A 26,410-nucleotide genomic window follows, 5' to 3' on the forward strand; every position below is an offset into this window, starting at 1 on the left:
GACTCATTACTCCTTGGGATAGCGACCGGTGACGGTGATGGAATGGACACAGCCGACTCCAACAATCTTTTGGGTACTCACGTCCTCAAGAATGCTGACGACGATGCTATAACCTGGGCCGCCATATCGACCCGTGTTGCTCCACGAGAACATCCCCCAAACATAGGCGGGCGGCCAGTAACGCACGTTCGCATGCGGCGAACTGTCGAAGTTTTCGAAACTCCAACCGGTGTAGACAGCCAGTTCGTAGGGGTTCAGGCAGAATCCGCTTTGCTTGGGGGCAATCTCTAGTTGTAGCGTTTGAGACCTCTCCCCGCGAGAGTTCTGATAGCTGCTGATCGAATAGAAGGCCCGAAAAACCTCCCACGTCGATGGATCGGCGTAGCGCGTGCCGCTAACCTCATACCATTTTCTCCAGGTCCGCCGGTCCATCGCATCCAGCTCCCGTTCGGTGAGCGTAATTCCCATCCTCTGCTTGACCTCTTCGACATTCGGAGCCCGATCTTCCAGGTTCTTGGGAAAGAGCGTGATCATGCTGTCGATCAGTTGCTTCAGATCGGACGGCCATCCATCGGCAATGCTCAGATCGCGCGGCGGCAGCGGCGTGCCTTCGGGCTGCGCGACCAGTCGCGTGGGCGGCATCGGCAAAGGGGGCGCCGGTGCAGCAGCGGCCGAGGCAGGCATTGCCGCACTTGGCGAAGGTGTTGCCTCCGCATCGTCGCGTGCAACAGGCGCCGCCAGCGACGCAGTACACGTAGTCAGCATCGCAATCACCCCTGCCAGGGCAATGCGCTTGCTGACAATAGGAATCTGCTTCATTTCAATGTCTATTTGAGTTAAACACCCTGGTCGATGAGAGATGGATCCACCTCCGTCGTCAGTGCGGAAAACACGCTCTTATCGATAACAGTCATGACTCAATACTCCTTGGGGTAGCGACCAGTGACGGTAATAGATTGAACACAACCAATGCGAACAATTCTGAGAGTTTCGACATCCTTTTCGATTCCGACGACGACGCTATAACCTGGGCCGCCATACCGACCGATATTGCTCCACGAGAACATCCCCCAGACATAGGCGGGCGGCCAGTAACGCACGTTCGCATGCGGCGAAGTGTCGAAGTTTTCGAAACTCCAACCGGTGTAGACAGCCAGTTCATAGGGGTTCAGGCAGAACCCGCTCTGTTTGGGAGCGACCTCAAGTTGAAGGGTCTGAGTCTTCTGCGCGAGCGAGTTGTCTCCTTTGCTGATCCAGTAGAAGGCTCGGAACAACTCTGGTGTGGTGGGGTCCACGTAGCGTGTCCCGCTGACCACGTAACGTCTGCTCAAAAAGGAGCGTTCTCCAGGCTCCAGCGGTCGCTCCGTCAGCGTGATTCCCATCTTCTGCTCAACCTCCTCGACATTTGGAGCTTTGTCGTACGGGTCCTTAGGGTAGAGCGCGATCATGCTGTCGATCAGTTGCTTCAGATCGGACGGCCATCCATCGGCAATGCTCAGATCGCGCGGCGGCAGCGGCGTGCCTTCGGGCTGCGCGACCAGTCGCGTGGGCGGCATCGGCAAAGGAGGCGCCTGCGCGGCGGCAACGGCTGGGGCGGGCATGCCCGCACTTGGCGGTGGTGTTGTCGCGACCTCGTCGCGAGCAACCATCGCCGTCCGTGAGGCAGTACATGAAGTTAGCGTCAGCATCACCGCCGCCAGGGCGATGCGCTTGCCAGCAAGACAGATTTTTTTCATCTCAATTTATCTTTCAGTTCAAGCCTTCTGCGGCGATTCTTCGACGATGAATGTGGGCTTGGAACACCGATTGCGCGGCAAGTACAGCGGCGCCTCGATATCCGTACCGTACATAGATCACTCTGTTTTCGATGACCATCTCATGCTCGAGCGCTTCATCGCTCTCTCAAACTCTCGCTGGTCGCCCTCTGTACCGAGCTGAGCAGGAATTCGATGATTCGCCGCTTACCAGTTTTGATCTCCGCCGTGAGATTCATCCCCGGGGACAGTCTGATCTGCCGGCCATCCACATCAATGGTCGTGGTGCCCATGCTGAGCGTTACCGGGAAAATCGCCCCGCGCTTCTCGTCGGTGACCGCATCCGCGGTCACCGTCTTGACCATGGCGCTGACCGTGCCGTAGCGCGTGTACGGGAAGGTCTCCAGCTTGATCGTGGCTTCCTGGTTGGTATTGACGAAGCCAATATCCTTGTTCTCCAGCATTACCTCGGCCGTCACTTGGGCCCCATTGGGCACGATCACCATGATGGGTTGCGCCTCCGTGACCACGCCGCCTTCCGTATGCATGGACAATTGCTGCACCGTGCCGGCCACGGGTGCGGTCAACGTCGTCAGCCGCTCGCGCTGACCAGCCTTGGCCAAATCCTGTGTGCCTTGCTGCCGCTTGAGTTCCGCCGCGGCTTCCCGCGTTCTGAGGCTGTGCTTGGTCTCGGCGATGAAGGCTGCTCGGGTGTTTTCGCTCTCTCTCAAGGTGGCGTTGGCTTCAGCTAGCCTTGCGCGTTGTGTCGCCAAATCGCGTTCCAGCTCAATACGTTCCCTCGTGCGATCTTGGTTCGCGTGATGCGAGATGAATCCCTGGTTCGCCAGTTGATGGAAATCGGCTTCTCTTTGTTTCGCAATGGGAACCGTCGTCTCAAGTTTGGCAACCATCTCGCGCACCGTGGCGATCTCGGCCTGGCGGCGATTGATCTCGGCGGCCGCCTTGGCGAGCTTGGCCGTGATATCGCTCCATTCATCGCTCAGCTGGGCTTGTGAGGCACTCGCGTCGACATCCGTCCAGTCGGGCGGAATCGCTTTACCGAGTTCAGGCGCGCGGGAAGTGCCCAACACATTGAGCGCCTGCAGCAGAGCGCGGGTGCGGAGCACTTCCGATTGCATCGACTTCAGCTGCTCATCGATGCTGGTCCTGTCGGCCTGGGCGCTGGTGGGGTCAAGCTCGACCAATGCCTGCCCGGCCTCGACGTGATCTCCGTCCCTCACCAATACGCGCTTGACCACGCTCACCTCCAACGGCTGGATGGTCTTGGTGCGCTCACTCACGATGATCTTGCCGGGCGCCGCCGCGACAATGTCGATCTGTCCGAAAATGGACCATGTCAGCGCGATGAGAAACAGAACGATCAGCGCATAGGCCAGGCGCCGGGGCGCCGGATGCACGGGTGTGTCCTGAAGACTCAGGGCCGCAGGCAGGAAGGCCGCTTCATCGGCCAGGCGTCTTGGCCCTGCCAACTCATGGCGGTGCTGCCAGGCTACGTTGAAAATGGCGCGATAACGGGCGAAGAGTTCGAGAACAGGGTGACGCACGCTCGGCGAGTTGGCTGTGGGTGTGCTAGTTGAGACGTCCGAGGAGTTCGTGTTCATGCCGTAGCCCCTCTGTCTGCCACCCCAACGTCCCTGCCTTCGGTCGGATGGCCGCCGTCCTGTATCGCCCACAGGTGCGCATATATGCCATTGGGCCGGTTGATCAGGGCCTCATGGGTGCCACCTTCGACGATCCGTCCCTTGTCCATCACAATGATGCGGTTGGCATGCCGCACTGCGCTAAGTCGGTGGGCAATGATGAAAACCGTGCGTCCCTTGCATATATGCGTCATGTTGCGCTGCACGATGGCCTCACTCTCGTAGTCGAGCGCACTGGTGGCCTCGTCGAAGATCAGGATGCGCGGATGAGAGAAGAGTGCACGGGCAATGGCGATGCGTTGGCGCTGTCCGCCCGAGAGACTCGCTCCTTGTTCGCCGACGATGGTGTCGTAGCCCTCGGGCAGCTCGCTGATGAATTCATGCGCACCCGCCAACTGGGCTGCATGGATGACGCCTTGGAACGGCGCGGCCGGGTCGACGATCGCGATGTTCTCGCGTACGCTGCGGTTGAATAGCAGGTTCTCCTGAAGCACGACCCCGACCTGTCTTCTGAGCTGGGCTGCGTCGATCAGGCTGATATCGATGCCGTCGACCAGCAGGCGTCCCTGCTCGGGGGAATAGAGGCGCTGGATCAGCTTGGTCAGCGTGCTTTTGCCGGAGCCCGAGCGTCCAACGATACCAATGACTTCGCCGGGACGCACATCCAGGCTGACACCGTTAAGCACTGGCGTTGCCTCAGGTCGGTATCGGAAGGTCAGGTTGTCCAGCGTTACGCGCCCCTTGAGTGCCGGCAGTTGGGCGGCTGCGCTCGGTGGGACTTCCGTGCGGGTGTTGAGGATATCACCGAGCCGAGCCATGGAAATGCCGGTCTGCTGGAAGTCGGTCCACAGTTGGGCCATGCGCATGATGGGCTGTGACACGCGCTGCGCGAACATATTGAAGGCGACGAACTGGCCGACCGTGAGCTCGTTGTTCATCACCAGGTGCGCGCCGTACCAGAGGGTGACGGCATTCACGAGCTTTCCGATGAGGTTGACGCCTTCGTGCGCCCAACTCGCAAGGTTCTGGGTTCTGAAGCTAGCGGAGACGTAGGCGGCCAGTTGGTTGTCCCAGCGGCATCCGAAGACAGGCTCCAGCGCAGTGGCCTTGACCGTCTGGATGGCGCTAACGGTCTCCACCAGCATGGCCTGGTTCTCAGCGCCGCGTGCGAATTTCTCGTCCAGGCGCCTGCGCAGGATGGGCACCACTGCCAGGCTGAGTCCGAAATACAGCGGCATGCTCGCGAGTACGATCAGCGTCAAGGGCGCGCTGTAGAACAGCATGACAGTGACGAAGACGATCGAGAATGCGACGTCGAGCAGCACCGTCAGCGCGTTCCCGGTGAGGAAGCTGCGGATGTTCTCGAGTTCACGTACGCGGGCGACCGAATCGCCAACGCGCCTCGCCTGGAAGTAGGCGAGTGGCAATTGGACCAGATGACGGAACAGCCGTGCGCCAAGCTCAACGTCGATGCGGTTGGTGGTGTGGCTGAAAATGTAGCTGCGTAGGCCGTTAAGCAGGGATTCGAAGACGACGACGACCAGCAAGCCGATGACGAGCACGTCCAGCGTGGTGACGCCGCGATGCACCAGCACCTTATCCATAACGACCTGGAAGAAGAGGGGACTGACCAGCGCGAAGAGTTGGAGGATGAAGGAGATGAAGAGCACTTCGCCCAGCAGCTTCCTGTGCTTGACGAGGCTGGGGATGAACCAGGAGAAGTCGAACTTGGCAAGTTCGCCCGCGAGGCTGGCGCGGCTGGTGATGAGGATGAGCTCGCCGGTCCAGCGCGCAGCGAAGGCTTCCTTGGGTTCGATGACTGGACGCGACGTTTCGGCGGTGGGGTCTTGCAGAAGAACACGCTGGGCATCGCACTGCGCAAGGATCACGAAGCGCTCTGCGCCGTCTTCGCCACGGAGCACAGCCAGTGCCGGCAAGGGCGTCAGGCTCAGCCTGTCGAGTGTGGAGCGCGAGGATTTGGCTTTGAGGCCAAGGTGCTTGGCCGCGCGCAGTACGGTCGCTGTATCGACAGCGTCTGACGGAGCAAGGCCTAGTTGATGAGCCAGCAAGGAGGCATCGGCTGCAACCTGATGGATGCGAGAGAGGGTGCACAGTGCGACTAGCGCCGGATGAATCGCAGGTGTGGTATCTCCGCGCCCGGCCGCAAAGGGATCCTTGGCCGAAACCAGCGAAGACTGTCGATCTGTATTCAATGTTTCTCCCGCATCGGCATGTCGCGAATTCCTGACTCATGACCACTGGACTCCTGCTCCGATCCGCGCAAGGTGGGTCTGAAGAAGGCAAGATGTTGGTTTAAAGACGTAACTAGTCAAAGGGGATTGACGATTGTCACGGAAGATTCATACAGTCCTGTCCGATCGATCCCTCGAGTTCTTAAGCGGCGTGCCCGGCGAACGTCTGAGCAAAAATAAAGGCGCCGCCCGGATCGATCCCCGCGCTCCGCATTTCCAAGAAATTCGTCGCGCCCACAGCGGCGCCGCAGGACACATGCAGAAGAACGGGTCGACTTGACAGCGCACTCACGCCATTCGGGAAATGCGATCATCGCGGTAAAATGTGATGCTTTTGTTACATCGTTACCGCTCCTTGGGGGTATAAGCGGCATGCGGAGCACACGGATGCCTCGGCCACTGCGCGGCGCAGCAATACGCCGGACCGCCCAGGGACCGGCTGTGATGATCCGCGTTGACGCGTTATGGCTCGCAGAGGCACAGCGCGCGGCCGAACTGGCCGCCCGGCAGTAAGCGGCAACGCGTCTTGCACGCGCGGAAGAATGTGAACGGCAGATGCGCTAAGACCTCGCAGACCTGCCGGGCGACATGGCCGTCGACATGGATATGCAGACCCGCGCCGTCATCGTCGAGGCGCGGCGCAAGGGGTAGGGACGGACAGCACGGAGCCCAGACACCGGCACCCGCCGCACCCGGGCGCCTTTTCTTGCCACCCATGTCCATGCCGATAACTATTCTTATCAGCATGAGGATTCGGAATGCAAAATTGGTCGGTTCAAGATTGGGTCGGACCGAATTCCAGCGAAATCAACGGCTTGTGTTTAGGCTAGGTTCGGTTGGCCAGCCGTAGCGTAGCGCCGCCGGCGGGGTTACGTGGTCATTGCCGGTACTGCCTGATCGCCTTGCAACGGGCCAGCAGAAAGTTCGGAGAGTGGTTGCTCGGCGTGATGCGGGAAAACACATCACAGCGGCTTGGGGGAGTAGAGCGCGCTCTGGAATTCGGGCACGTACTCGTACTTGACCATCTTGCCAAGGTCCAGGGACTTGATGAACGTTGATAGACTTCCTTCAGTCAGACTGAGGCTTACCGCCTCCGCACTTGTGCTGGAGGCATGACTGAGCTGCCGGGAAGTTGCATAGCCCGTGGTCAATTGCCCTTGCTGATCGACATTGGTAAAGCTATTGGTCACCATGGATATCTTGCTCGAAAGATTGGCTAGCTTCCTGGTTTCCAGGGTGACATCGATTTTGCCCGTCTGGCTGTCAAAGATCTCGACGACAATCGACTTGTCGCTCTCACGGTAGTTAATGCCAGTCAACCATTTCGGCAGGTTGTAACCAACCACACCGCGCACCCTGGCGAGCTCGGTATTGACCGGAAGCTTCAGTACGTAGCCCCAGAAGTCGTTCGACATGGCCTGACTCATCAAGGTGAGCGGTCCAAAACTGGGGCTGCCCGGCCGATTCGTGATGACGGAGAGACCAATCTCGTTATAGCTGTCGTTGTCGCAATAGTCATAGGCGTAGGCGGTGAGCGCAACAAGGCCTCTGCCCGGCCAGACCTGGAGCGGCTGAACCCTCTCCAGGACTTGGGCAGGCATCAATTCCCGAAGCTTGTTCAAGTCGGCGGTGAAGATGACTGTCACCCTGCTGTTCTTGTAGTAGAAGTTTGGCGAATAGGATTCAAAACCAATATTCACTTTCTCCTTCTTGAGTTCCTTGAACCAACTCAAGTCAACGTCTGGCGCTTCGGAGGCAATGACGGAAAGCGGAGGATTGGAGCGATAGCGGTCATACAGCCCGCCTTTGACCACAGGGACCTCATGGCCGGCGATGCTGATTGTTGTGCTTTCGGTTTGCCTGGTTTCCGATGTGCCATCGGCCCATGCAGGATTCAAGAGGACACTCATGATTACCCCTGCTGCTGCAGCAAGATTGCTGATTTTCATTTTGACGATACCTTGGGTGCTTAAGTTGAGAAAGGTCTGGTTCGGGAGTGATTGATGCCGTGAAGCATCCTAAGCTCCAACGTAACTGGAAGGTCAAGCGTCTGGCCTGCATTTCTGGCCTCACATGGCAGCGGCGCGCCGGGATGGATACGTGCCGAAGGTAGGACCTACCTGGCTGCAGACTCGGCCTTCGGCTGCAGTAGCGACAGCACCTGCCTTGCTACAGCTTCGCTCGACTGAGGGTTCTGCCCCGTGACGAGACGTCCATCGGTGACGACATAGGAGGTGAAGGGCAGGAGCGCCTTTTCGTACTTCGCACCAGCGTCCACCATGGCGTCCTGCAGATAGAACGGGACTTGATCCCGGGTGCCCGACAAGCGCTCGTCGAAATTGGAGAAGCCCGTGACGCGTCGACCGCTGACGAGCGGCTTGCCATCCGCTCGCTGAAGTTGAATCAGTGCTGCGTTGCCGTGGCAGACCGCTGACACGATGCCTCCCTGCTGGTAGATCGCCTCGGCTACGCGCTTGAGGTCCGGGGCGTCACGGAAATCCCACATCGTTCCATGGCCGCCGGTGAAGTAAATGGCGCTGTAGGCCCTCGGGTCAACGTCAGTGGCCGGCTTCGTGTGATTGAGTCGGTCCATGAATGCCGGGTCGCGCAAGTGGGAGCGGGCGGCATCATCGAGATAGAGGCTCCCCAGGCTTCGCTCATCAAGCGGACTATTGCCACCCTTCGGGCTGACGATGTCCATGGCGACCCCGGCTACCTGGAGTACGTCCCAGAAATGCGTCAATTCCGTCCGCCACAGCCCGGTCTTGTCCTGGCGACTCGGGTCGTCCGCGTGATTAGTGACGACTACTAGCACGCGCGCACCTTGCGCGGCAACTTCGTGTGAACCAGGGGCCTGTGCTTGCCCCAGCAGGGGAAGCATAAGCACGGATGTCATCACGAGGGCGAGCAAGTTCTTCAGCAGTGCGTTCATGGATACATGGGGTCCGAGGCATGGACGCGCTGAGCCACCCAGCGCCGGTATTGGCGGACGCGGCATGCGTTGGACACCTGTTGCAGGATCAGCGCGCGCAGTGGTGACACCCTGGGATCCGTGGCCTTGCCTCGGCTGAGCTTGCGCAGTTGAAACTTGACTGCCGCCATGTTTGCCAATGAGGCCAGCGGCTTGTTCTTCCAACTGATCGGCAGCAACGCGGGCGCACTGTCTTTGCCAGCGCGCCAGTCGCGCGGCAGATTGGGGTCGATGGCCAGGGCAGTACCGATGCCAACCATGTCCACGCCGCTCCTGACCACTTGCTCGGCCACCGGCCGACGGCGGATGCCGCCTGTGACCATCACTGGCATCTTCGCCACCGCGCGGATGTCGCGGGCGAACTCGACAAAGTAGGCCTCGCGGGCGAGCGTGCTGCCGTCGCGGGCTTCACCCTGCATGGCCGGGGCCTCATAGCTCCCTCCCGACAACTCGACCAGGTCGACGGCCAGCTCGTTGAGCATCTTCACAACCTGGCGGGCGTCATCCGCGCTGAAGCCGCCACGCTGGAAGTCGGCAGAGTTCAGCTTGACGGCAACTGCGAATCCGGGCGAAACCACGGCGCGTACGGCCTTGACGATCTCAAAGAGCAAGCGAGCGCGGTTTTCCAGCGGGCCACCCCACGCATCTGTTCTTTGGTTGCTCAACGGCGAGAGGAATTGGCTCAGCAGGTAGCCGTGCGCCGCGTGAATTTCGACGCCCGTGAAACCTGCCTGTTCCCCCAGTTGTGCCGTACGGGCAAAGCGCTGGATCACGTCCTCGATGACCTCCTGCGTCATCGCCTGCGGCGTGTTGAAATGCCTGGACATGTTGCCCAGGTTCATTGACACAGCGGAGGGAGCCCAGGTGGGCTGACCCAAATTGGCAGGCATCTGGCGGCCGGGATGGTTGATCTGCAGCCAGAACTGCGCCCCCTTGGATCGGCCGACCCGTGCCCAGCGCCTGAACCGGTCCAGGTGCCTGGCGTCTTCCAGCACGACGCCGCCGGGCCCCGTCATGGCACGGCCGTCCACCATCACATTGCCGGTCATCAGCAAGCCGGCACCCCCCTCTGCCCAGGCCTTGTACAGCCGCGTCAGCGCCTCGGAGGGCGCGTGGTCAGCGTCCGCCATGTTCTCTTCCATGGCGGCTTTGGCGATGCGGTTCGGAACGGTTGAACCGTTACGAAGGATCAACTTGTCGAACACGTTCATGGGGTCACCTCGTTTTGATCGTGATTCGACTTTAAGGTTAAAGTCAACTTTAATGTCAATGCCCTTTTTTTGAGGTGATGTATGAGCATCGCGGGGCATGGCTGCGAGGACTGGACGCCAAGCCGCGGCCGTGCGGCTACTTCAGGCTGAGGCTCCCGCTTCGCAATGGCGGGTACCCACCAAATGAAAATGGCCCGCCACAAAACTCGTGGCGAGCAGAACGGCGTCTTCTCCACTGCAGCACGGTCGAGCGTCCTGAAATGCTTCGCGAAGGGGGAGCAGTCAGGTGCCGGAAGGCTATGCTTCTGGCACCCGTGGCTGTCAGCCGCGCACGAACGCGAGCAGATCGGCGTTTATGGCTTCGGCGTTGGAAGTGGGCATTCCGTGCGGGAAACCCGGATAGGTCTTCAGGGTGCCGTTCCTGAGCAGCTTCGCCGACAGCGGGCCCGAGTCTGCAAAAGGGACGATCTGATCGTCGTCGCCATGCATCACCAGAACGGGAATCGTGGCGCTCTTCAGGTCTTCGGTGAAGTCGGTCTGCGAGAAGGCAACGATGCCGTCATAGTGGGCCTTGGCGCTACCCATCATTCCCTGCCGCCACCAATTCCAGATGACGCCTTCCGACGGCTTTGAGTTGGGGCGGTTATAGCCGTAGAAGGGGCCCGCGGGAATGTCGTAATAGAATTGCGCACGGTTTGCCGCGAGCCGGGCCTGGAGGTTGTCGAACACTTCCTTGGGCAGGCCGCCTGGGTTCTTCTCGGTCTTCACCATGATCGGCGGAACGGCGCTGATAAGTACTGCCTTGGAGACGCGGTCCTCCCCATGGCGGGCGACGTAGTGGATGACCTCGCCGCCGCCCGTGGAATGGCCGACATGGACAGCCTTCTGCACGCCGAGGTGGTTCACGACCGCTGCCACATCATCCGCATAATGGTCCATGTCATGGCCGTCCCAGACCTGACTGGATCGCCCATGACCGCGGCGATCATGCGCGACGACCCGATAGCCTTGCGCTAGAAAGAAGAGCATCTGAGCATCCCAGTCGTCAGCGCAGAGCGGCCAACCGTGATGAAAAAAAATCACCTGTGCGTCACGTGGCCCCCAGTCTTTGTAGAAGATCTCAACGCCATCCTTTGTTGTCACGTATCCCATTTTCGCTTCTCCTGTGTAGTGCATAAGCCTTCAATCGGCGATGTGCACGCTGATATTTGCTGCGCGGAGGTCGAGTGCTGCTCCTTTCCAGATAGGTAGATGAGGGGAGGGAATGTGGCCGGGGACACCGCGCTAGCCAGGTCGGCCTGCCTTGCCGGGCCAAGATTCACTGTAGGATTAAAGTGAACCTTAATGTCAATGCTTTCTTAGGTGCCGTATGAGAATTGGAGAACTGGCAAAGCTCAGCGGTCTGACGGCCTCCCGCATTCGCTTTTACGAGGCAGCCGGATTGATCCTGGCGGTCGAGCGCCAGGCGAATGGCTATCGCGACTACCCGCCGGAGGCGGTATGGATTCTGGAAATCATCGCCAGCGCGCAGAGTGCGGGGTTCTCGCTCGATCAGATCCGGCATCTGCTACCGCTCGGTTCGGGGAACTGGCAGCACGATGAGTTACTGGATGCCCTCAAGCGGAAAGTCGCCGAAATCGAGGACATGCAAAAACGCCTCAAACAAAACAAGACCCATCTGCTCGCCGCCATCAGGAACATCGAAAACCGGCCTGCGGATATGCCCTGCTCTGACAGGACGAAGTGGGTGCTGGACCGCCTCCGCGAAGAAGGGGCCGTCGTACCAGCCCGGGGTAAGACCCGTCGCCCCGCAGCGAGCTGATCCCGGAACGTGCTGGAAAGCGCCAGGAACTGCTGGCGCACATGTCTCTCAATGTGTCGGAACGTCTACTTTGGTTCCGATCCCTTCAATATCCGTGTTGGGATCCACAAGGTGATCGGAATGAGTCCAACCTGAACTATCCGCGTCTGGATGCTTGACCTTCAAGTTGAGTTTAACGTTAAAGTGCTGGCTGCCGGCTGTTAATCGGCTTGCCTCGGGCACTGCCTCAGGCACCGCATACAGGGTCAATCATCGAGAAAGCTCAATGAGTATGGATAGGCGGTTTGCACAAATCGAATTCGGGCCGCTGGAAGGTGAGCCGGAAGGCTTGAATTCCAGCGCCTCGGCTATCATCGCCGCAAGGAAACGCCCATGACCGCCCCGGACTATGACGTCGTCGTATTTGGCGCCACCAGCTTTGTTGGTCAGATCCTGACGCGGTACCTGGCCGAATACCTCTCGGGTCAGGCCGAAACCTTGCGCTGGGCCATTGCAGGCCGATCCGAAGCGAAGCTCGAGGACGTCAGGCGCTCGCTGGGCGCGGCGGGGCAATCCCTGCCCATCATCGTGGCGGACGCTGCTAACGAAGCCCAGTTGCGAGCCCTGTGCGCGCAGACCCGGGTGGTGGTGTCCACCGTCGGCCCCTACGCGCTGTATGGCGAACCGCTGATCAAGGTGTGCGCGGAAAGTGGCACAGACTACTGCGACCTCACCGGCGAGACCCAGTGGATCAAGCGGATGATCGAGAAATATGAGGCCACGGCCCAGCAATCGGGGGCGCGCATTGTGCATTGCTGCGGCTTCGATTCGGTGCCCTCCGACATGGGTGTCTATTTCTTGCAGCAACAGGCGATGCAGCATTTTGGTGCCCCGGCCGCCCATGTCAAGATGCGCGTCAAGACACTCAAAGGTGGCGCTTCAGGCGGCACGGTGGCCAGCATGATCAACGTGGTCAAGGAAGCCGCTGCCGATCCTTCCTTGCGCAAGGAGTTGGTCAACCCCTATGCACTTTGCCCCAAAGGCCACGGTTTCACGGCACGCCAGCACTACGTTAGAGCCGCCGAATTCGATACTGACTTCGGTGCCTGGATAGCCCCCTTCGTCATGGCGGCGATCAATGAGCGCGTGGTTCACCGTTCCAACGCCTTGTCAGGCAAGGCCTATGGCAACCCGTTCACGTATGACGAAGCGATGCTGACGGGGGTGGGTTTCAAAGGCCGCTTGACTGCACTGACGATCGTGGCGGGTCTCGGTGCGTTCATGGTGGGAGCCGTCATCAGCCCCATCCGCGGCGTGATGGAGCGCTTCTTGCTGCCCAAGCCCGGTGAAGGGCCCAGCCCTGCGGCACAGTTGGCCGGTCGCTACGATCTGCGGTTCCTGGGTCGAACCGAAGGGGGGCAGACCTTACGTGTGAAAGTCGCCGGTGATCGCGATCCGGGTTACGGCTCCACCGGCAAGATACTTGGCCAGGCGGCGGCCAGTCTGGCACTGGACCAAGTTAAGAACGGGATCAAGATCGGGCGCGGTGGCGGCTTCTGGACGCCGGCGACGATGTTTGACGAGCGCTTTATCGAACGCCTGACGCGCCATGCTGGTTTGCGCTTCGAGGTGATATGACGACACACCTGACAGATGCCCGCTCATTCAGCCAGCAAGCCAGGATGGCGCTGGCCAAACGCTGAAACGGAGAAGCTGCGGACGGGGACTATGACGAGCCCTGGCGCCAGTTCCAGGCGCGCTGCCAGGCTGCACTGGAGCAGGTGCTGAAGCTGGCCAGGCCGGATGGGACGCATCTGGTGGTCACATCGGGTGGGGGTGATCGCCGTGATTGCCCAGGCCTTGCTTGGCCTTGGCGATGCGGCCGCGATGCAAGTCAACTGGACACTGGCCAATGCCAGCATGACGTCATTGCAGGTGAGCAGCCAGCGTAAGCGCAGGCTCATGACCTTGAACGAGTACTCACACTTTCACGGCGATCGCAGCCATCTGCTGTCCTGGCGCTGAATGATCGGGCAAGACGAGACCGAAATGACAAATCAATGCAAGACTGTCCTGATTACCGGGGCCAGCTCAGGACTAGGCGCTGGAATGGCGCGGCAATTTGCTGCACGCGGCTACAACCTTGCGCTGTGTGCGCGGCGTGCCGAACGTCTGCACGAGCTAAAGGGCGAGCTATGCAGAGCATTCGATGTGCGAGTTGAGGTCAGCGCACTTGATGTCAATGATCACGAGAAGGTCTTCGCCACATTTGGCGAGTTTGTGCAGATGTTTGGCCGGCTGGATCGGATCATTGTCAATGCCGGCATTGGCGAAGGACGACGCATTGGTACTGGCCATTTCGCCACCAATCTGCGCACCGCCGAGACCAACTTCATAGCAGCCCTTGCCCAATGCGAAGCGGCTGTGGAGATCTTCCGAAGCCAGAACGGCGGTCATCTGGTGGTTATCTCGTCCATGAGCGCGAAGCGCGGCCTGCCCAGACACCTGACCGCCTATGCAGCAAGCAAGGCAGCAGTGGCCCATCTGGCTGAAGGCATTCGCGCCGAACTACTGGACACGCCGATAAAGGTCAGCACCCTGTTCCCCGGTTATATCCGTACGGAACTCAACGCAGCAGCGAGAAAGTTGCCGTTTGAAATTCCGGAGGACCTCGGCTGCCAATACATGGTTAGAGCCATCGAGCGCGAGCCAGATGAGGCTTGTGTTCCTGGCTGGCCGTGGGCATTCGTGGGCGTGCTGATGCAAGCCATGCCGTTAGGTTGGGTAGCGCGTTTTAACTGACGTATAGGTATAGAGCCAGAGATTCTTGAGGGCGACTTCAAGCTGTTTGAGGAGTGTGGCGAGCATGAAGATCGGCGAACTGGCGGAGCGCACTGGCCTTGCCCCGTCGCGCATCCGCTTTTACGAAGGCATCGGCCTGTTGAAGGTCGAGCGTCAGCCGAACGGCTACCGGACCTATCCACATCAGGCGGTGCTGGTGCTTGACCTGATCGCGACTGCGCAGCAGGCCGGCTTTAGTCTCGACGAGATTCGTACGCTGCTACCGCCCGACCTGGCGCACTGGAAGCATGGCTCCTTGATTGAAACGCTCCGCAGCAAGGTGCAGGACATCGAGGCGCTGGAGGCGCGGCTTGCGCAGAGCAAGGCGCACCTCGTCGCACTGCTGGCGGAGATTGAGGCGAAGCCTGAGGATATTGACTGCGCCACCAACGCGAGGAGGGTGCTGTCGCGGATGCGGTCAGGGGAAATGGAAAGCCCGGCCCTGGCGACCGGCGACGTCACAACACTTCGTAAGGCAAGCCGGCGCCGGCCAGTCAGGACCGGCTGACTGACCGTCGATGGCCTGCGCAACAGTGTGGCCAAAGCGCTCGGCAACCTTATGCTGAGACAAACCGGCATAGATTTCGGTAAAGGCAAGGAGGCAATACATGAATCTGGACGTCAACCACCAGCCGGTCAGCGTCGAATGCGACCCGGCCACCCCCTTGCTGTGGGTGTTGCGGGACCACCTGAACCTGACGGGCACAAAATTTGGCTGCGGCGTCGCGGCTTGCGGCGCGTGTACCGTGCATCTGGATGGCGTGGCGGTGCGGTCCTGCGTCCTGCCCGTGGAGGCGGTGGTTGGCAAGCGCATCACCACGATCGAAGGGCTGGCCAGCGCACCAGGCAAGCGCCACGCGCTGCAGCAGGCCTGGATTGACGAACAGGTGCCGCAATGCGGCTACTGCCAGTCGGGCATGCTGATGGCAGCGGCGGACCTGCTGGCCCGGCAGCCAGATCCTAGTGATGCCGACATCGACGTGGCCATCACCAACCTGTGCCGCTGCGGCACATATCCGCGCGTGCGTACCGCCATCAAACGTGCCGCGAAGGCGCTGCGCGAGGGCCGCGCATGAGCCCCAACGCAACGACGCCGCGCCGTGGACGGCGCCGATTCCTGCTGGGGGCGCTCGGCCTTGGCGGCGCGCTGGTGGTGGGCTGGGGCGTGATGCCCCCGCGCAGCCGGCTTGGCGGTCCCGCGGTATTCCCTGAAAAGTCCGGCCAGATTGCCCTGAACGGCTGGATCAAGATCACGCCGGAAGGCAACGTCATCCTCGCCATGCCGCGGGTAGAGATGGGCCAGGGCATCCACACCGCGCTGTCGATGCTGGCCGCCGAGGAACTCGATATTCCGCTGGCGCGGGTGAGCATCGAGTCGTCGCCCATCGAGCGAATCTATGGCAATGTCGTCGCCATGGGCGACAGCTCGCTGCCGCTGCATCCGGACGACGCCGACAAGACCTGGGCGCGGGCGCTGCACTGGATCATGGCAAAGAGCGCGCGCGAGATCGGCCTCATCATCACGGGCGGCAGCAGCAGCCTGGCCGACGGCTGGCAGCCCGTGCGCGAGGCCGCCGCAACTGCGCGCGCCACGCTGGTGGAAGCGGCTGCGCGCGAATGGGGCGTGCAGGCGGCGCAAGTAACGGTGCGGGAAGGCCAGCTAACTGGCCCGGGCGGCAAGCAGATGCCTTTCTCCGCGGTCGCGCGGAAGGCGCGCGACATTGCGCCGCCATCGGGCGTCACGCTCAAACCGGCTGCGCAATATCAACTGATTGGCAAGCCTGCACCGCGCAATGACATCGCCGCCAAGACGGATGGCAGCGCACGCTTTGCCATCGATGCGCGGCCGCCCGGCATGTTGTATGCGGCGGTCGTCATGTGTCCGGTGTTTGGCGGCAAGCTCATGACCTTCCAGTCAAAGGCGGCGCTTGCCATGCCCGGTGTGCGGTATGTCGTGCCGTTCGAGGGATCGGCGGGTGGCGCACCGGGCGTGGCCGTGGTGGCCGACCACTACTGGCAGGCACGACAGGCCCTGGAAAAGCTCGAGCCGGTCTGGGACAACGGGCCGCATGCCTCGCTCGATTCCGCGGGCATCCGGCGCCAGCTCGTTAGCGCGCTCGACAGCGACAAGGGCGGCTTCACGTACCGTTCGATGGGCGATGGCCTGAAGGCCTTTGACAAGACGGGTGGCGCAACCATCGTCGAGGCCGAATACAGTGTGCCGTACCTGGCGCATGCCGCCATGGAGCCGATCAACTGCACGGCGCTGGTGACCACGGATGGCGTGCAGCTATGGGCGCCCACCCAGGTGGCCACGCTGGCGCAACTGGTCGCCGCGCGCGCCGCAGGTGTGAGCCGGAACCAGGTGCAGATCGACATCCCGCTCATTGGCGGCGGATTCGGACGGCGGCTGGAGTCGGATTTCATCGGCCAGGCCGTGTCGATCGCCACCAAGACCGAGGGCCGCCCGGTACAGGTGATCTGGGCGCGCGAAGACGACATCCGCCACGACTTCTATCGCCCGCAGGCCATCGCACGGCTGAAGGCACGCGTCGAGAATGGCAAGGTGACGGCCATCGCCTCGCGCAGTGCCGCGCAGTCGATCATGGCCGGCGAGCTGGAGCGTCTGTTCGGTGTGCCGTCGCCCGGTATTGACCGCTATACAGCCGAGGGCCTGTTCGACCTGCCGTACGAGATCGAGCACGAGCACATCGCGCACCTGGTGGTCGATTTGCCGGTCCCGATCGGGTTCTGGCGCAGCGTCGGCCATTCCTACACCGGGTTCTTCCTCGAGGGCTTCCTGAACGACGTGGCGGCCGCTGCCAAGCTTGACCCGCTGGCGATGCGGCGCAACTTGCTCAAGGCGCACCCGCGTGAGCTGAAGGTGCTCGACACCCTGGCGCAGGCGGCAGGCTGGGGCCAGCCGCTGGCACCGGCCGCAGACGGTGCGCCGCGTGCGCGTGGGCTCGCGCTGCACAATGCGTTTGGCTCGGTGGTGGCGCAGGTGGCGGAAGTGTCGCTCAGGGACGGCAAGCCGCGTGTGCATCGCGTTGTCTGCGCCGTGGACTGCGGCACGGTGATCAATCCGGACATCGTTGCGCAGCAGATGGAAAGCGGGATCATCTTCGGGCTGACTGCGGCGCTGTACGGCCAGGTCCAGATCAAGGACGGGCAGGTCGTGCAGGCCAACTTCCCCGACTATCCGCTGCTGAAGATGGCGGAGGGACCGGTGATCGAAACCCACCTCGTGCCCAGCACGGCCGAGCCCAGCGGCGTTGGTGAAATTGCAGTGCCCCCGGTCGCACCGGCCGTGGCACATGCTGTCGCCCAGCTCACCGGCAAACCGGTGCGGCAACTGCCGATTGAGTAAGGCAGAAGCAAAGTGGATATTTCGCGGCGTCGGCCACGGATAGGCCCGGCGCACCACTATCAGCGCCAGGTGATGACGATTTGGGGCAATGTCGAAGGAGTCCGCTGTCCGCGAAAAGGCTGCTCCTACCAGAGTCCGTATGACGTCCCACTCCGGCCGTCCGGCGACGCAAGGGTGGACGGCCGAGAATGGCCGAACGCGGAAGTTCACCGATCGCCTTGTCGATTGACGTGGATACGGACCCTGCCTTTCAGCTCTCGGAGTCATACCCAAACTCGCGGAGTTCCTGCGAGCAGCGGCAAGCTTTGGCGATCTTCGCAGCCCACTGGATTGCGGCTTCGCGCGATGGGAGCTCCAGTACACAGAGGCCGCCGTCGAGCTCCTTCCTCTGGGGATAGGTTTCGTTTGCGACCGTTCCGTCTGAGGCGACCATGAGTGGTGCGACATCCTTGTTGATGCCGCCACCGAACACGTACACGCCGGCAACCTTCGCATCGCGTATGACCTCGCGCGCAGCTTCGCCCACAGCGGCAAGGTCCTCGGCGGGGACTGCCATCGCCTTTCCAGGAAAGGAGATAAGGTATTTCGTCATTGTTCGGTCCTTCGGTTGAGGTCGGTGCTGTTCGCGAGGCCTATCGTATTATGGGGCGATGTGCTCCGCACGCTGCAAGAACTGCTAGGCCATGCGGACGCAACCACGCCGACGATCACACCCACCTAATGCGGATAGGCGTGTTGGCGGTGTGCAGTCCGCTGGACAGACTGCTATCGGGGCGCGAGGCGGGTAAGTTGCTGACCGCTTCTGGCCGCAAGGTGCCAATGATGTCTTGGCGCTGCACGTACAAGCGCTACAAAGACATCTTTTTTTCTAAGAAATCGAGATATTTGTAGTCGTCTTCCATGAAGAGCTCCATGCCCCCACCCATGTAGGCACGCGCGAGTTCGTCAGTTGCACGGTCCAACGAACCGAGCTCATAATGGCATTGCCCCAAGCGGAGGTGTAAAAATGGATTTCCAACGCCCTCTGGGCAGTGCATCGCATGAATCAAGTTGTCTCTTCCGGCCTGATAGTCCCCACTGTGAAAATTGACATCACCGATTGCGGCTAAAATCCAGGTAGCCGCTTTCCATTTCATCTTTTCATCGGGTAGCAGATCCCATGCCTCCCAATATTTCGACAAGGCCAGGTCGAAGTGCTTGGAGCGCGCGAACTCGTCACCGGAGCCACATAGGTCTCTCACCTTCGTAAAGGTTCAGCGGCTCTGGCTGGTGGTTCCCAACCCAGAGCAGCCACTCATCTCGCTTCGTAGCTGGCAAAAGGCCCAGTAAAGAAGAACTCCGACGCTAGGCGGTCGATCACGGTCTGTTGGCTTGGAAAATGATCCGTGAAATCTGACCACGCTTCTTTGATAAAGGTATCCCATCGCATCGGGTCAAGCTCGTGGATTTTGCCGTCAGCAATATCCAAGAACTCAAAGCCCTGCTTGCGCAGACCAGAAACCGCTAGACTCGCTGCACTCTCGTGGTCCATTGCTCCGACAAAAACTGGAACATAGGCCCCGACGAGTTTAGCCGGCATATCGGCATTGCTGCCCCGACCAATGTGAAGGGTAAGGAGAAACAGATCTAACAGAGGTTCTTTGTCCATTTGCTTGCTAAAAGAGAAAATTTTTGAAGCGAATTTCGGCTCTATACAGAACTGGCGCAAACCACCGCCGACCCTGGATGTTCGCTCATGGCATGGAGACACTGCCGCTCACTCTTCGAGAAGCTCTAGGACGCGATCCTGCACCCAAGCTGCGAAGCTCTCAAACAGATCGGCATCTCCGGGGCGGGCTTCTACGCTTTACTGGCATTCCGCAACACGCCAATCCACCCATATCACGGGACCAGACTCGCCGGATCTGGATTATAAGCCTAGGTTGGGGCAAAATTCATGCCTTGGTGTCGAGGAGGATATAATGCCCCAGTGGGTTGAAATTTATTTTGCGTTATATATCACTTTTGTAATTTGGTCGCACGTTGGAGATTTCAGGAAAGGAAGATTAAATAATTTTGTGGTTATTGAGGTTGTTGGAAATATATGTCTGGTGTTATCTGCGTTCGCGTATTGGAGCTCACCGATCCGGTATTTTTTTGGGTGGATTATGATCGGGTTCTTTGTTTTTGGCGTGGCGTCCTCCGTTTTTTTTGCTCACAAAGCATTTAGAGATAATTATCCTGATCATGGCTTGTCATTGGCTGAAAACATTGGTCTCAGCCTTTTTAGTACGACACTTGGAGTTTCAATAATGTTTCCAATGATTTGGTGGGGAAGTCAGAGTGTATTTGTACTCCGATAAACGAATGTGTCAGAGTAGGGGCAGGTACAGCCGCTAGCTCACCGCATTCCTGCCGGCGGTTCTGATGGCGCCAGGAACGCGCGATAGGCGGTGCATTCGTCGGCAAGGGCTCTGGAGAGAACCTTGCCGCGCTCGAGGATGATCCCGGCGCAGAAAGCGCTCGGCTTCCTTGCGATCGGTGCGATAGGTCTGAAAGTCCCAAGCCTGGATCGCTTGGTAGTCATCCCGGGCACCGATCATGCAGAGGTCTCGCGGCGCGCGATTGATGCCGTCGGCGCCGTCGAGCGTGGGCGGCAACCGCATCGTCTCTAGTGGTACAGCCGCGCCGGAGCCGGCCTGCAGCGGCGCGGGCACCGCTGGCGTTGCAAGGGCGGTGCCAGTGACGTGCGCGCCGAGTTGCCCGATCGACGCGCTGTGCTGGACCAGGATTTGCACAACGCGCCCGGCGGCCAGTGGGCCGATGCGCGGTACGTGTCGCCACCAGCTGCTGCCCCGCTGGTTGCACAGCGCGGCCAGATCGGCCAAGGTCACGATGCCGGCCGCCCGAAGCCGGCGCGCTAGCGGCGCGGCCAGCCACAATCCAACGTCATGCTCGGGCAGCGGCTTCGGCGTGCCCATGCTTTCGAGGCAGCGCACCGCCTCGATCGCGCGGTCCTTGCCCTTGCCTGAGCGTCCGGGCGTGGCCGATGCATTGGCCAGGTCCTCGCGACCGTGTAAGCGTGCGCGCTGTACCAGGGCGTCACGGATGGTGTGCAACATCTCCAATGTTGCGCGAGGGCCGGGCACGTCGTCGGGGTCCGTTGCCAGCCAGCGGCCCGCGATGACGTCAAGCGGCAAGCCCTGCAGCCAGGACCGCAAAGCCGCGTAGTGGACGCGAGTGAGCATCGTCGGCGCCACGCTATGCATCATCGCCCGGTCATCGAGACGGCCTGCGTTGTGTCCCGCTCCATTATGGGTTCACCTCTCTGCGCATGTCTGCGCAAGCCCGCAAGAGCTGCTCGATATCGTTATCGGTGTGCCCGGCGTTTAGCGTCAACCGGACCAGGGAGTGGCGCTTTGGCGTGGCCGGGGCACAAAAGACCGCGCCGAACACCCCGCGGCGCTGCAGCGCGTCGCGTAGCCGCAGCGTATTGCGCTCGGTGCCACTCTCCAGCGCGATAATCTGCTCGGTGCCTTCGGAGAGCGCGTATCCGAGGCGAGTTAGTTCACGGCGAACATAACGGGCCATCTGGTGAAGCCGCGCACGCCGCCCATGCGCCGTGGAAATGAAGGGCAATGCGGCGTCAAACCAGGCGATCTCGTGCGCAAGCAGGCCCGAGCTGAAGATGGCGGGACGAGACTCGCATGCGAAATACTCTTTGAACTCGCTCGAGCACGAGATGAAGCCGGCCCTGCCTGCAAAGGCTTTCGCAAGCGATGCGGTGCGGAAGTGCACTCGTTCGGCCAGGCCCAGCTCGCAAACCAGTCCGCGGCCGCCGGGGCCGTGCGTACCGAGGGCGTGGGATTCGTCCACCACGAGGATCGAGCCCGTTGCTTCGGCCAACTCGACTAGCGCTGGAAGCGGTGCAACACTTCCGCTGGTGCTGTAGACGGAGTCGACGGCGATGACTCCGGCACCGTGTTTGGCAAGCCGCGATCGCGCGTGCTGAACGTTGTTGTGCAGGAACGGTACGAATCGGGCACCAGCTGCTAGTGCGCCTTCGCGCAGCGAGGCGTGCGCGTGCATGTCCAGATACACGGGGATGTCGGGGGCTGCCAGGGACTGGAGCAAACCAACGTTGGCCGCCCAGCCGGATTGGCAGGTCACACCGTCTTCGGCGCCGATGAAGTGGGCAAGGCGGCGCTCGAAGGCGTGTTGGGGCGAGTCGCGATGCAGGAGCGCCGATGACATGAGCAGCTCGCGCTTGTTGTTGAGCAAGACTTGGGCTTGGTGTTGCCGCAGGGCGGACTCGTCCAGCAAGCTGAGATAGTCGTTGCTCGAAAAATGCAGGGCATCCGGCGGGGGTGTCATGTCGCGGAGTGGATGCGATCCACCCCATGCGTTCTGCAAGCGGTCCACGTAGTACTCGCGCAGGCGCCGTGCGACGAAATCCGGGTAGCGGTGCGGTGCGCCACGGCGTTGCGCGCCGCGTAGCTGGTGATCCAGATTCGTCATGGTGGGGTTGATTGCGGCTGCGGCAGCCATTGGAAATGCCGGCAAGCCGGCAAGCCGGGAATCCGGTACATCCGAGGAAGCGGCGGCCGGAGTCCTTCATGACCCGGCCAATCAGTCGGCCGACGGCACAGCTGGGGCAAGGTGAGCCGGCGACGGCAGGCACCGGCGCCGCCGCGGTTGCCGGCGGGGGCTTCGCAGCCTGGCGGGCTGGCCCAGGCAGGTCCTGATGAGCGGTCTTTCCCTGCACGTCTGCTGGCCGCACGGCCGGCTTGCCGCCTTCATCCGGTTGGGTGTAGTTGCAAGCTGGAAAGCCGCTGCAGCCCCAGAAGGGCCCTCGGGAGCTGGTGCGCTGTCGCATGGGCTTGCGGCAATGGGGGCAGGGATAAACAGGCCCAACCGTTGATGCCGAGGTGGCGCGACGTTGTCCAGGCTGGCCGTCGACGTCCGGCAGCGTGGCGCTGCAGTCCGGGTAGCCTGAGCACCCCCAGAACGGCCCCTTGGCGCTCTTGAGTGATCGCATGGGCTTACCGCATGCAGGACAGGGCGCGGCGCTATGCGGCGTGGCGCGAGGCGAGTCCAGGCGTTGTGGCGCTGTGCGTGCGCCCGACTTCAAGCGAGCGATGAGCTCGGACAACCAGGTGCAAAGCTCCCCCTCAATGACATCAAGCGCCAGGGTGCCTGCTTCCACCTGCATCAAGCGGTCTTCCCACTCGGCAGTGAGCACCGGGTCGGCCAACTGCGGTGCGTTGGCCTCGATGAGCGTGATCAGGGCCTCGCCTCGTGGCGTGGGCAAGACCTGTTTCTTCTCCGTGGCCAGGTAGTCGCGCTTGAACAGGTTTTCGATGATGGCCGCACGAGTGGCGTCGGTACCGATCCCTGCCTTCTCCTTGTTGCGCATGATCTTGCGCAACCGTTCATCCTCGATTTCCTTGTCGATCGACTCCATGGCGGCGATCAAGGTGCCTTCGGTGTAACGCCGGGGCGGCTTGGTCTTCCTGGCGACGGCGTCGCAGTTTAGGTTGCGGGTGGCATCGCCCGTTTGCGCTGGCGGGAGGGCTGCGACATCCTCCGCCAGCGGAGTGTCCTTGGTATTCGGCTTGTCCTGGTCCTCGGGATAGGCACGCTTCCAGCCTGGCACTTGTGGCGTCTTGCCGGAAACACGAAACCGCTCGCCGGCGCAGACTACCTCGATCACCGTCTTGTGGAAATGAAAGTCCCCAAGGAACTGCGCCAGGTAGCGCCGCACGATCATGTCGTAGATCGTCTGCTCGGCTTTCGACATGTTGCCGACCGAAACCCGAGGATTGAGAGATGGGATGATTGCGTGGTGGGCGGTGACCTTGCGGTCATTGAAGGCTCGTGAGGTGCTGCTCGGATCGGCGCAAGCCAGCAGGCTGGCCAGGTCAGGCCGTGCGGCCCGGATGCCCTGCAGAACCGTAGCCGTTTCTGCGAGCATGGAACTTGGAAGGTACTCGCAGTCCGTGCGTGGGTAAGTGGTCGCTTTGTGTTTCTCGTACAGCGCCTGGCAGGCGTCCAGGACAGTCTGTGCTTTTATGCCATAGCGGGCAGAGGCCTCTCGCTGCAGACTGGCGAGGCTGAATAGCCGGGGCGGTGCTTCGCGCTCCGGCCCGGCCTCGACATGATCGACTCGACCGATCTGACCTCTAACCTTGTCCGCGACGGACTTGGCGGTCGCCGCCTGCACCACGTGGCCATCCCGGTCGAGCAGCGTCGACGCCGGGCGCCAGGCCATCGGCACCACGACGCAGGCGAGCTCGAAGCTCGCCTGCAGCTCATAGTAGGTCTTCGGCACGAAGGTGCGGATCGCCCGCTCGCGGCGCACCACCAGGGCTAGCACGGGCGTCTGTACGCGGCCGAAATGCAGAGTCCCTCCTTTGCCGCCAGTGCCAAAGCTGGTGGTGAGCATCATGGCCTGGGGCGCTCCGGCGTAACGTGTGCGTAGTAGAAGTGCCCCTCGCCCATATCAGCAGGCATTTGCTCTGCAAGTTTGGGCGCTGATGGCATGAGCTCGACCTGGGTCATCCCGCATAGATGCATGCGCTTATACACAATCATCCCCATCGTCCGCAGTTCGTAACCTGCGCACGGTCTTCGCAGCGACATAAACCTCTTTCAGTCCGAGCCAAATCGTCTTCACGCCAGGCTCGCCATCGCTCCTGCGGCTACCAGTCGATCAGTTCGATCGCATCGTCCAGATCGGCCGCAACACGATTTGTCAGCAGACGCCACTCGACTGGCTTGACGCCGTCCGGCGTATCGAACTCGCGCGCGACGATGCTTGTTGCCGCGACGGTCTTGCCTTGGCCACCGGCAGATCAACCCGCCGCATCCACAGTTGCTGGCGCACGGTGCGCGCCTTGACGCCGTGCCGTGATCCCCTCGTGAAGGCAATCTCGCCAACGGGCTCGCCGCTGGCGGCGCGCCGCCACTGCTTCTCGCCGTCCGGCAAGCAGCGATTGTGGGCAGCAAGCATGAGCCAGTCTGCGGGCGTGCCGAGTTCTTGAGCCGCGAAGCATCGACGCCACTAAGTCCGCTTCGCGGTCGGCGACGTAGACTAGGCGTGTGCCGGGCAGCCCCCCGGCCATTTCAGCGATGTGCTCGTAACCTTCGATCCAACGCAGGCTCTCCTTGGGCCCGCCGCGCTTGCCCCGCTTCTCGCGTGCCCACATCCATGCGTCAAGCACGCCAAGTGGCTTGCGTTGCGGCGTGACGGCGTAGGTTGGGTGCAGATACATGCCGCGCTGCGCTTCATGGCTCAACGGCCCCAGACTGACCACCCCTTGCCTGTTGAAATCAAGTTCCGTCGTGTCCTGAAGACACCGCACGACCGGCTGATCTCGCATTCTCTGCTGGGTCTGCTGCCAATGCGGCGCTAGAACATCGCGCCAGTCAACGCTGTCATTACCAAAGAAGCGATAAGCTCCCATGGTTTCGCCCCAGCCGTGGCACGCCTTCGGTACACTGGCCAGAGGATCGGCCGTCAATCGCACCATCAATATCCTCGCTCGCTTGTCCAGGCGCGCATCACCGAGATCCAATTGAGCAAATTCGGTCGCTGCCCGGGGCACCTTGATCGGTCAAGGATGTGTATAACCGCATGGGCTTAACTCTCAGTGGTCCATCCAGGACGAGCGTTCGTAAATCACACTCACGCCGGTTTAATTGGCGATTGCAGTACTACTTTGGTAAGTACTGATCTTGAGATTTTATGAATATATCAAATTCGTTGGATTTATAAATTTCTATGCAGCCATAAAATGCCATTTTTTTATGAGTGTATTTGCTGATCGCAGACGTATTTTGATAGGCATCAAGCATGTATTTTTTGGTTGCCGCGTAGGGGTCATATATAACTGCGAGAGTGTCCTCGTTTTGCATGATAAAATGTTGACCATTTCCCATCTTCGAGTAGGTGCCTATAGCAATGCCTATATCAGACTTTATCTCGGACTCTTCTTTGAACTGGCTGGATATGCAACTGACTAATCCATAGTCTTTGAGTATTGTTCTGGCAGTATTGGCGTCAATTTCCGCCGATAAGGAGTTTCCTGAAATTAGTAGTGCAGACAATATAAAGATTCGTGATTTAATTATCATTTAAGATCGCTAAAATTTATTTTTTACAGTTTTACTATTGTATTTTCATAGGTATGGCCGCCCAAGCGAACCCCACTAGCACTCAATTACTGCCTTCCTTTTACGCATCTCGTTATACGGAACTCATGAGCCCTTCCGCAGCGCCTGAATCAGGAAGGCGACATACGTTGTTCGCTGCATGCCGATCCAGATCGTTTTGGCGCAGGGTTCGCCATCACTCTTACGCCCAAGGAATCCGCGTGGAGAGGCCACCAGGCGAATCCTCTGATTGAGCGTAGCTGATGTCTTTGGATGTGCCTTTTTCGCGAGCACGTATGCAGCTCGTCCTAGACGTCGCCCCATTTGTCGCCGCCCGTTGGCGAAAGCCACGATGCCTTCCTCGGCAACTCGGCAGCCATCAACCTGATCGTGCATGACAGCGTGCACGCCCACCG

Annotated in this window: 22 protein-coding genes and 2 pseudogenes; 7 read left to right on the forward strand and 17 right to left on the reverse strand. The window is 60.6% G+C overall.

Annotated features, from left to right (window positions below; genetic code table 11):
* Window positions 1-6: 6 nt before the first annotated feature.
* The 8 genes from AC1RQC_RS37610 to AC1RQC_RS37645 all read right to left on the reverse strand — a co-directional run bounded on the left by AC1RQC_RS37610 (window position 7) and on the right by AC1RQC_RS37645 (window position 11,001).
* Window positions 7-819, reverse strand: a complete 813-nt coding sequence (locus tag AC1RQC_RS37610) for a hypothetical protein (RefSeq protein WP_492832987.1) — start codon at window positions 817-819, stop codon at window positions 7-9.
* Window positions 820-917: 98 nt separating this feature from the next.
* Complete coding sequence (locus AC1RQC_RS37615; protein WP_492886476.1) at window positions 918-1,736, reverse strand: hypothetical protein; 819 nt, start codon at window positions 1,734-1,736, stop codon at window positions 918-920.
* A gap of 155 nt (window positions 1,737-1,891) precedes the next feature.
* Entirely contained in the window at window positions 1,892-3,376 is a 1,485-nt protein-coding gene (locus tag AC1RQC_RS37620) for an HlyD family type I secretion periplasmic adaptor subunit (protein ID WP_492886478.1), read from the reverse strand.
* Window positions 3,373-5,628, reverse strand: a complete 2,256-nt coding sequence (locus tag AC1RQC_RS37625) for a type I secretion system permease/ATPase (RefSeq protein WP_492886480.1) — start codon at window positions 5,626-5,628, stop codon at window positions 3,373-3,375. The genes AC1RQC_RS37620 and AC1RQC_RS37625 overlap by 4 nt, the downstream gene beginning before the upstream one ends.
* Window positions 5,629-6,629: 1,001 nt before the next feature.
* Window positions 6,630-7,616, reverse strand: coding sequence for an acetoacetate decarboxylase (ADC) (locus AC1RQC_RS37630; protein WP_492886482.1), 987 nt, complete (start codon window positions 7,614-7,616; stop codon window positions 6,630-6,632).
* 167 nt (window positions 7,617-7,783) lie between these two features.
* Window positions 7,784-8,599, reverse strand: a complete 816-nt coding sequence (locus AC1RQC_RS37635; protein WP_492886484.1) for a type 1 glutamine amidotransferase domain-containing protein — start codon at window positions 8,597-8,599, stop codon at window positions 7,784-7,786.
* A complete protein-coding gene (locus AC1RQC_RS37640; RefSeq protein WP_492886486.1) occupies window positions 8,596-9,849 on the reverse strand; it encodes an NADH:flavin oxidoreductase/NADH oxidase family protein in 1,254 nt (417 codons plus the stop codon). The genes AC1RQC_RS37635 and AC1RQC_RS37640 overlap by 4 nt, the downstream gene beginning before the upstream one ends.
* A gap of 321 nt (window positions 9,850-10,170) precedes the next feature.
* On the reverse strand, window positions 10,171-11,001 hold the full coding sequence (locus tag AC1RQC_RS37645) for an alpha/beta fold hydrolase (protein WP_492886487.1): 831 nt from the start codon (window positions 10,999-11,001) through the stop codon (window positions 10,171-10,173).
* 217 nt (window positions 11,002-11,218) lie between these two features.
* On the opposite strand from AC1RQC_RS37645, the gene AC1RQC_RS37650 reads away from it, so the two are divergent.
* The 7 genes from AC1RQC_RS37650 (at window position 11,219) to AC1RQC_RS37680 (ending at window position 17,861) form a co-directional block, all read left to right on the forward strand.
* Complete coding sequence (locus AC1RQC_RS37650) at window positions 11,219-11,671, forward strand: MerR family transcriptional regulator (RefSeq protein WP_039012209.1); 453 nt, start codon at window positions 11,219-11,221, stop codon at window positions 11,669-11,671.
* A 372-nt stretch (window positions 11,672-12,043) separates the two neighbouring features.
* Window positions 12,044-13,288 (forward strand): saccharopine dehydrogenase family protein, encoded by a 1,245-nt coding sequence (locus tag AC1RQC_RS37655; protein WP_492886489.1) that lies wholly within the window; start codon window positions 12,044-12,046, stop codon window positions 13,286-13,288.
* Window positions 13,289-13,453: 165 nt separating this feature from the next.
* Window positions 13,454-13,675: a hypothetical protein gene (locus AC1RQC_RS37660; protein ID WP_492886491.1), complete on the forward strand. Its 222-nt coding sequence runs from the start codon at window positions 13,454-13,456 to the stop codon at window positions 13,673-13,675.
* On the forward strand, window positions 13,676-14,452 hold the full coding sequence (locus tag AC1RQC_RS37665) for an SDR family oxidoreductase (protein ID WP_492886493.1): 777 nt from the start codon (window positions 13,676-13,678) through the stop codon (window positions 14,450-14,452).
* Window positions 14,453-14,516: 64 nt separating this feature from the next.
* The gene (locus AC1RQC_RS37670; RefSeq protein ID WP_492886495.1) at window positions 14,517-14,999 is read left to right on the forward strand and encodes a MerR family transcriptional regulator; all 483 of its coding nucleotides are present in this window, start codon (window positions 14,517-14,519) and stop codon (window positions 14,997-14,999) included.
* Window positions 15,000-15,099: 100 nt separating this feature from the next.
* Window positions 15,100-15,567 (forward strand): (2Fe-2S)-binding protein, encoded by a 468-nt coding sequence (locus AC1RQC_RS37675; RefSeq protein ID WP_492886497.1) that lies wholly within the window; start codon window positions 15,100-15,102, stop codon window positions 15,565-15,567.
* Window positions 15,564-17,861: a xanthine dehydrogenase family protein molybdopterin-binding subunit gene (locus AC1RQC_RS37680; protein WP_492886499.1), complete on the forward strand. Its 2,298-nt coding sequence runs from the start codon at window positions 15,564-15,566 to the stop codon at window positions 17,859-17,861. The genes AC1RQC_RS37675 and AC1RQC_RS37680 overlap by 4 nt, the downstream gene beginning before the upstream one ends.
* A gap of 250 nt (window positions 17,862-18,111) precedes the next feature.
* On the opposite strand, the gene AC1RQC_RS37685 is transcribed toward AC1RQC_RS37680, so the two are convergent.
* The 9 genes and pseudogenes from AC1RQC_RS37685 to AC1RQC_RS37725 form a co-directional block, all read right to left on the reverse strand.
* A complete protein-coding gene (locus tag AC1RQC_RS37685; RefSeq protein ID WP_492886501.1) occupies window positions 18,112-18,453 on the reverse strand; it encodes a YciI family protein in 342 nt (113 codons plus the stop codon).
* 256 nt (window positions 18,454-18,709) lie between these two features.
* Entirely contained in the window at window positions 18,710-18,997 is a 288-nt protein-coding gene (locus tag AC1RQC_RS37690) for a hypothetical protein (RefSeq protein WP_492886503.1), read from the reverse strand.
* Between the two features lie 158 nt (window positions 18,998-19,155).
* Window positions 19,156-19,509 carry a hypothetical protein gene (locus AC1RQC_RS37695; protein WP_492886505.1) on the reverse strand — a complete coding sequence of 118 codons (354 nt, stop codon included), beginning with the start codon at window positions 19,507-19,509 and terminating at the stop codon, window positions 19,156-19,158.
* 727 nt (window positions 19,510-20,236) lie between these two features.
* A complete protein-coding gene (locus AC1RQC_RS37700) occupies window positions 20,237-21,112 on the reverse strand; it encodes a phage integrase family protein (protein ID WP_492886507.1) in 876 nt (291 codons plus the stop codon).
* A 40-nt stretch (window positions 21,113-21,152) separates the two neighbouring features.
* Window positions 21,153-22,388: an alpha-hydroxyketone-type quorum-sensing autoinducer synthase gene (gene cqsA, locus AC1RQC_RS37705; RefSeq protein WP_492886509.1), complete on the reverse strand. Its 1,236-nt coding sequence runs from the start codon at window positions 22,386-22,388 to the stop codon at window positions 21,153-21,155.
* A gap of 25 nt (window positions 22,389-22,413) precedes the next feature.
* Window positions 22,414-24,288: pseudogene (locus tag AC1RQC_RS37710) on the reverse strand (DNA topoisomerase); the annotation flags it as partial.
* Between the two features lie 256 nt (window positions 24,289-24,544).
* Window positions 24,545-25,453: pseudogene (locus AC1RQC_RS37715) on the reverse strand (IS4 family transposase); the annotation flags it as partial.
* 103 nt (window positions 25,454-25,556) lie between these two features.
* The gene (locus AC1RQC_RS37720; RefSeq protein ID WP_492886511.1) at window positions 25,557-25,949 is read right to left on the reverse strand and encodes a T6SS amidase immunity protein Tai4 family protein; all 393 of its coding nucleotides are present in this window, start codon (window positions 25,947-25,949) and stop codon (window positions 25,557-25,559) included.
* A 150-nt stretch (window positions 25,950-26,099) separates the two neighbouring features.
* Window positions 26,100-26,410, reverse strand: a 311-nt coding sequence (locus AC1RQC_RS37725) for an IS4 family transposase (protein WP_492886513.1), incomplete at its 5' end; no start/stop codon positions are given.

This window comes from Cupriavidus sp. GW822-FHT03E04, from assembly GCF_058801495.1.